The 6,923-nt window shown below is 44.1% G+C and carries 5 protein-coding genes; 3 read left to right on the forward strand and 2 right to left on the reverse strand.

Annotated features, from left to right (window positions below):
• Nucleotides 1–5: 5 nt before the first annotated feature.
• A complete protein-coding gene (locus tag NI468_RS13460) occupies nucleotides 6–2,762 on the reverse strand; it encodes an autotransporter assembly complex protein TamA (RefSeq protein WP_253102296.1) in 2,757 nt (918 codons plus the stop codon).
• A 174-nt stretch (nucleotides 2,763–2,936) separates the two neighbouring features.
• Between NI468_RS13460 and NI468_RS13465 the strand changes: the two genes are divergently transcribed.
• Together NI468_RS13465 and coq7 are read left to right on the forward strand one after the other, a co-directional pair.
• On the forward strand, nucleotides 2,937–4,256 hold the full coding sequence (locus NI468_RS13465; protein WP_004645381.1) for an MFS transporter: 1,320 nt from the start codon (nucleotides 2,937–2,939) through the stop codon (nucleotides 4,254–4,256).
• A 3-nt stretch (nucleotides 4,257–4,259) separates the two neighbouring features.
• Nucleotides 4,260–4,895, forward strand: a complete 636-nt coding sequence (gene coq7, locus NI468_RS13470; RefSeq protein WP_004645382.1) for a 2-polyprenyl-3-methyl-6-methoxy-1,4-benzoquinone monooxygenase — start codon at nucleotides 4,260–4,262, stop codon at nucleotides 4,893–4,895.
• A gap of 146 nt (nucleotides 4,896–5,041) precedes the next feature.
• On the opposite strand, the gene NI468_RS13475 is transcribed toward coq7, so the two are convergent.
• Nucleotides 5,042–5,743: a DUF1003 domain-containing protein gene (locus NI468_RS13475; protein WP_004278763.1), complete on the reverse strand. Its 702-nt coding sequence runs from the start codon at nucleotides 5,741–5,743 to the stop codon at nucleotides 5,042–5,044.
• 279 nt (nucleotides 5,744–6,022) lie between these two features.
• Between NI468_RS13475 and NI468_RS13480 the strand changes: the two genes are divergently transcribed.
• Nucleotides 6,023–6,724, forward strand: coding sequence for a VIT1/CCC1 transporter family protein (locus NI468_RS13480; protein ID WP_005097209.1), 702 nt, complete (start codon nucleotides 6,023–6,025; stop codon nucleotides 6,722–6,724).
• Nucleotides 6,725–6,923 lie beyond the last annotated feature (199 nt).

The raw sequence follows: 6,923 nt of genomic DNA on the forward strand, positions 1-6,923 counted from the left end.
ATGTTTTATAACTGCGATCCAATAAAGAAATGTAAACGAATCGGATAATTGTCATCAGACAGTCCAGTCGCAACATCTATACGTATTGGCCCAATCGGTGAAGCCCAACGCACACCCACACCCGCGCCATATTCGGTCGGATTACTGAATTCTTTATTATAGGCATTTCCGGCATCTGCAAAGACCGCAGCACGCCAGCCTTCCTTAAACTGATAATTATATTCTAATGAAGCCACACCCAAGGCCTGACCACCTACTTTAAAGTCGTCAATTTCCGGAGAAAGGCTCTTATAGTCAAAACCGCGGATACTCTGGTCACCGCCGGTGAAATATCTCAGGTTATACGGTACTTTGGCAAAATCTTGAGTAAAAATATAGCCCGCGTCGGCACGTCCCACAAACTGATGGTCTGCATTTTCACCCAATGAATAGATAAAACGCCAGCCCGCATTCACAATGGCCATATCTGCGTCAGACAATAAAGCCTCACTGCCCAGTTCAATCTTATAGGTCTGCTTAAAACCTTTGGTCGGATTGACCCGACGATCACTCTCGGTACGTGAAACTTCATAACCCACCAGTAGCGATTGCTGTTCATCTTCGGTATTAAAGCGAAACGCTTCTGGAATCTGGTTAAAATCAACAGAACCATCCTGTGTTAAGCGATCCAGACGATAACGGGCGCCAAAAGTACGTTGCCAGTTACCCAGTGGATTTTTAATAATCCGGTCTGCCCCTAAGACTGCCGATTCAATCAACAGGCCTTCGCCCTGTGCGACGCCTTCACGCTCTTCACGCTCATAACCCCCCACAATACTGACATAGTCATTCAGCGGATGGTGATAGGGAATATTATAACGTCCATCAATCGACTGACGGATGCCAGATAACTCCATGTTGGCATCAAACGAATGTCCGCGCTTGTTCACAATGGCACGACGATATTGACCACGTAAGCGGATATCGGTATCTGTGCCATAACCCAAACCCACTTCAGCACTATTTAAACGGTCTGCATTTAAAGTCACAATCACTGGAATCTTTTTCTCTTCCCGTGCCTGTACTTTTAAACGGTCCTGTTCATTCTCTTTGGTTTGCTGCTCAACCCGTAAAGTTCTTAAATTTGCGCTTTCCTGATCGCGGCTACCGGCAAACTGGTCTTCATCTACGACATTCTGGGTCACTTCCTGAGAAGAGGATACCGAGCGAGCTGGTTGCATCGTAGCAGCCTGATCTTCAGTCCGTTTCTGTTCTTCAATCAGGCTTTGAATATCGGGTGCCAGTTCCAGCTCTTTATCAAGCGGATCAGGGCGAATCGCATCCACCAGAGTATAGTTAAAATAACGTGAGTTGGTCAGGTTATTGGCCAAGCCATTCACCCGCCAGAAGGTATAATCTGCACCATCTGTCCAGGTGACCAGACTTTCCAGTACGTCTCGATCCAGCGGAAATTCCTTTTCAGGATCGCTCATTCTGAACTCGACATTGCCTAATTTATAACGTTCACCCGTTTCAAAACGCAGATTCACATCGGCGGTGTTTTGTGGCTGAGCAATCTTTACATCATGCAGACGCCAGAATGAATCAAAATAACCATTGTTATTGGCTGCTGTGGTAATGCGTGTCTTGGTTTTTTCATAATTGCCATGATTGAAAATATCGCCTTCTTCCTGTTCAGGTAAAAGACTGATGACCTGGAATTGCGGCTGTTCGGCGCCCTCTCCAGTAAATTCAATATTTTGACTGCTAATCAGGACCGGTTCATTCGGGGTCACAAAAACCCGAACCCGACTGTCAGAGAGTTTTTCAAATCTGAACTGAGCATTATAATAGCCCACCGCTTGCGCTGCCTGTCTGGACAAGGTGCGTAATTGCGGCAAAGCCGAATTAAAGTCGCCAAAAGACTCTTGGGTAAAACTGGATAATTTGGCTTTGACATTATTTCTTAAATTCAGATGGCCTTCAGGCACATCTTTACGATTCAGCATACCGTTACTTTGCGCCACACCTTGCCCATTTATGATCACCACATCTGCACTAATGCGGGGAACTCTTGCGGTCATGATCTGACGTGGAGGACGGATTTTATAAAATAGTCGTTTGAACAGATTCGGACGTTTATCATCCTCAGCGACCAACTGACCTGGCACTTCTGGCAAGGTCAATCCGGCTTCATTATTTTGTACAATAATCTGGCTGTCAGCCTGAATCGATTGCATCAACTGATCGACATTAACCGGCGCCTGATTGATTTCCAGCAGTTCTTGCTGGCTGATATCGGCCACCACCGTTTCGCTGGTCTGAGTATTGCGATAGTTTTGTGCTTCCTGTTTGGCTTGCTCGGCTACCTGGTAAATTTCATTCGCCATGTTCTGATCAATAGTCTGTACTGGCAGATCTTCCAGATCATCAAACTCGATCAGCGTAAATTCACCCAGACCAGATCCTGCATTTTGCTGTTGTTCCAGCATCAACATGCTGTCAACTGGTACTTCCGGCTCCAAGGCTTCTTCGATTTTTTCTTCTGCTTCAGTTTCAGACGTGGCCACCCCCTGACGAATCGCTTCTTTAGATAGCTCGTCCACCATTTCTGCCTGAGAAATGGCTACGGGTGTTTCTGGCTGTTCGGTTTGTGCCATGCTCTGATGGGATAACATCATAAAAAAGATGCTCATACACAGCTGCATACCACTATGCTGTGGTATGAGAGGCCCCATACTGCGATTTAGCATCGTTTTTTTAAAATTTTTCTTTGCAGGCATAGCAAACTCTAAACGAATACATTCTTTAATTGATTATTTGACCGAAAAATATAAGCTAAGGAGCTTAATTAATTGGTTTTTACCTTTACATGGCTGAAAGTATCTTACATGATTTTTCTCAATGTTTACGCATAACTGACATTTCTTAATAAAACTTAATGTAGCACGGCCTATATGAACAAAAATGAACATTTGTTAGCTTCTCGGCGCTTTTTACCGATGTTTCTGACGCAGTTTTTTGGTGCATTAAACGATAATGTATTTAAACAGGCGTTACTGCTGGTCATTACTTATGGCTGGATTCAACAGCAATCGGCCAGCATCAGCACTTTAAATAATCTGGCGGCTTTACTGTTTATCTTGCCCTATTTTATTTTTTCAGCCACGGCCGGTCAGATTGCCGACAAATACGAACGTTCACAGCTGATTCGCTATCTCAAGCTTCTGGAAATTGCCATTATGTTGCTGGGAACTGTCGGTTTCCTCATGGGCAATTTATGGATTCTGTTATTTGCCCTGTTCCTGATGGGCACCCATTCCACTTTCTTTGGCCCGATCAAATATGCGATTTTACCTGAAGTCCTGAAACCGAATGAACTGATGTCCGGCAATGCCCTGTTTCAGTCCGGAACTTCTCTGGCAATCCTATTCGGTATGATTCTGGGCGGTGCAGTCATTGCAGCTTCCGCCGGCAACCTGATCTGGATCAGTTTAACCGTCATCAGCATCGCCTTGATTGGTTATATATCCAGTCGCTATATCCTGAAACAAAGTATTCCCGCGCCTGAGCTGCAAGTTGACTGGAATTTCTTCCGCACCAGCTTGCAGACCTTGAAATATGCCAAAAGCTTACCTCTGATTTTTACCATTTTACTGGGCAACTCATGGTACTGGTTTTATGGTGCAACCTATCTGACCCAGATTCCTCAGCTGACATTACAAAATCTGCATGCATCTGAAAATGTCGCCAGTCTGCTCTTAACCTTTTTTTCTGTCGGAATTGGTCTGGGTTCATACTTATGCCGTAAAATTGGTGGCAGCCAGGTCAATATCAAGATGGTGCCTTTTGGCGCGATCGGTCTGGTGATCTTTGCCCTGTATCTGGCCGCGAGTCTGGCCTTTGTTCCGGAGCGTACAGGTGCATTAATCGGCTTGGCAGATGTCTTTCAGCAAGGCTGGAGCTATTATCATGTGATGCTGGCCGTCACCTTGCTCGGAATAAGTGGTGGTTTTTATATTGTTCCGCTCTATGCCATGATGCAGGCGCATTCGCCTCGCTCACATCGTGCGCGGGTGGTTGCAGCAAATAACATTTTGAATGCCGTTTTCATGGTATCTTCTGCTATATTCTCGATTATTATTTTAAGTGTTTTAGAGCTTGATCTTAAAATACTTTTTTGTATTACCGCAGTATTGAGTGGCCTGTTTACCTTATGGCTGCTTTTCCGACTCAAACCCATGATCAAAACTGCGAAAGCACCCTTGGAGGATTAATTCATGCGTCAATATACAGGTGTCGATAAGCTGATTCATTCTTTTGATCAGGCATTACGCAGTCTCGTCCCGGGCACGACATCGGCACGACGTGAAAATCCGGCCCAACCGGTAGAAACACAATTAACGGTCAGTGATGCACGTCATGTAGCAGGTTTAATGCGGGTCAATCATAGTGGTGAGGTTTGCGCACAGGCACTGTACCATGGTCAGGCGATGACGGCTAAACTCCCGAATGTACGTCGTGAAATGGAACAGGCAGCGATTGAAGAACAGGATCATCTGGCCTGGTGTGAAGACCGCTTAAAAGAACTGGATAGCCATACCAGCCTACTCAATCCGGTCTGGTACGGTCTTTCCTTTGGTATGGGCGCGATTGCCGGAATCGCAGGTGACAAATACAGCTTGGGTTTTGTGGCTGAAACAGAACGTCAGGTCAGCATGCATTTACAGCATCATATTAGCCAGTTGCCACCGCAGGATGAACGTTCTCGTCGTATTCTAGAACAGATGAATGAAGATGAACTGCATCATCGGGATACAGCGTTAAATGCTGGCGGTGTAGATCTACCCGTTCCAGTTAAGATCGCCATGACAGGCATTTCCAAGTTGATGACCAAAACCAGTTATTTTATTTAAATAAGACGGTTTTAGTTTGAGCCCACTCATTTGTGGGCTTTTTAATATGGGTCAAATCTTGAGCGAGATAATAACAACTCAAGGCATATGGCGATCTTATTACTTATAAGCTCTATAAAATAATAGAGATTCCCCCACAGCATCCTTTAATCTTTTTTGCTCATTTCAGAAAGCAGGTCCAGCTGGATTTCCTGAATTTGCGCCAGCCGTTCCCATTGATGTAGCAGCAGATGATCTAATTTTTCATGCAAGTGTTGGATTTCCAGCTCGGCTTTTAAATTGATCTGATAATCATTTTGTGAACGTAAGCGGTCTTTGGCTTCCTGTCTGTTCTGGCTCATCATAATAATAGGTGCCTGAATCGCCGCGAGACAGGACAGGATTAAATTCAACAGAATAAATGGATAAGGATCAGCAGGTCGTGTCACCATCACCACAGTATTTATCGTAATCCACAGGCTCAAAAAGATTGCAAAACAAATCAAAAAGGTCCAGCTTCCACCAAAAGTTGCAATTTTATCAGCGAGCCTTTCTCCCAAAGTCCACTTTTGCTCTAAGGTTGTTTCCACATTTTTGGTAATCAGTTCATGCTGATGCATGCTATCAATCACTTCAAACTCAAGATCAGTCACTTCACCCTTTTCCGAACTTAATAATGAATGTACATACTGTATGCGGTACCGGGTTAAATCTGCCTGGCAAATATAATCTTGCGGTGTCCAGCCTGGAATATCCCTGGCAATCTCTTCGGTAATGACTTTTCTGACTGTTCCCATCGGAGTGAGATTTTTCAGAAGAAAGTGCTTGCCGCATACCAAGCATTTATGGCTTTCATGTTTTTCTTTCATGATGATTCTCTTTTTAAACCAGCTCACTCAGCTATTATTTTGTTCGATATATTTGATTTGCTTTAGTCATTTTTACCATTCGTAAATCAATTATGTATCAAGTGCGTCTGATTTCTTGAACTTATGAATCTCACTTCGATTTTATCTTGGATTGGTAAAATGCTCAGCCAAGCGCACGATGAGCTGATCATTCAAGATAATTTTCAGATCGATTCAATCCTACTATCTATACATGACTTAAATTTACTATAATCATGATAATAAAAAAGGGGCTTGATTGTGCGCCATTCATACCATCTTGAAAAACATTATATCGAACGCGCGGGCTGGCTTCGTGCAGCTGTACTGGGGGCAAATGACGGGATTATTTCGGTCACCAGTCTGGTGGTGGGTATCGCAGCCAGTGGAGCATCCACAGAAATTTTATTGGTGACCTGTGTTGCCGGCTTAATCTCTGGCGCTGCCTCGATGGCGGCCGGTGAATATATTTCGGTTAAATCCCAGCAAGATATTGAAACCAATGATCTACTCATGGAAGAGCGCGAACTTCAGCGCCATCCCACGCATGAGTTAAATGAACTCAAAACGATTTATATACAACGAGGTCTGGAACCTGCTTTGGCACAACAGGTCGCTGAACAGCTGACCGACCATAATGCCTTGGATGCCCATGCCCGGGATGAAATTGGTATTTCAGCACATACCTCTGCCCAACCCTTTCTCGCTGCATTTTCTTCGGCCATGGCCTTTACGGTAGGTTCATTATTTCCTTTAATTTCAATTATGATTTTACCGGAACACTATCTGGATAAAGGCGTCATGCTGATTGGTGTTTTAAGTTTGGGGATGATGGGTGCACTGGCGAGCTATGCCGGTGGAGTAAGTGTGTGGAGAGGTGCAGTTCGGGTGATGCTCTGGGGAATTATCGCCATGTTATTCAGTGCGTGGATCGGATCATTATTTAATGTGTCTGTTGCCTAAATATTTATTTATTAGTTAGACACAGAATAGGATTGAGCCGTTCTTCTATTAACATCACTGAAAAATATTTTTTTCAAAGAATTAGCGGCTCTAACAAAACTTGAGTTTAATTAGGGTGTGTTGACACTTTTAGCTTAAAAAAATAGCGAAGTAGTAAAATCAAATCGCCAAACCCAATTTTACTATTCGCTATGCCTCG

The organism is Acinetobacter lwoffii, from assembly GCF_024129355.1.
GTDB classification, from domain to species: domain Bacteria; phylum Pseudomonadota; class Gammaproteobacteria; order Pseudomonadales; family Moraxellaceae; genus Acinetobacter; species Acinetobacter lwoffii_I.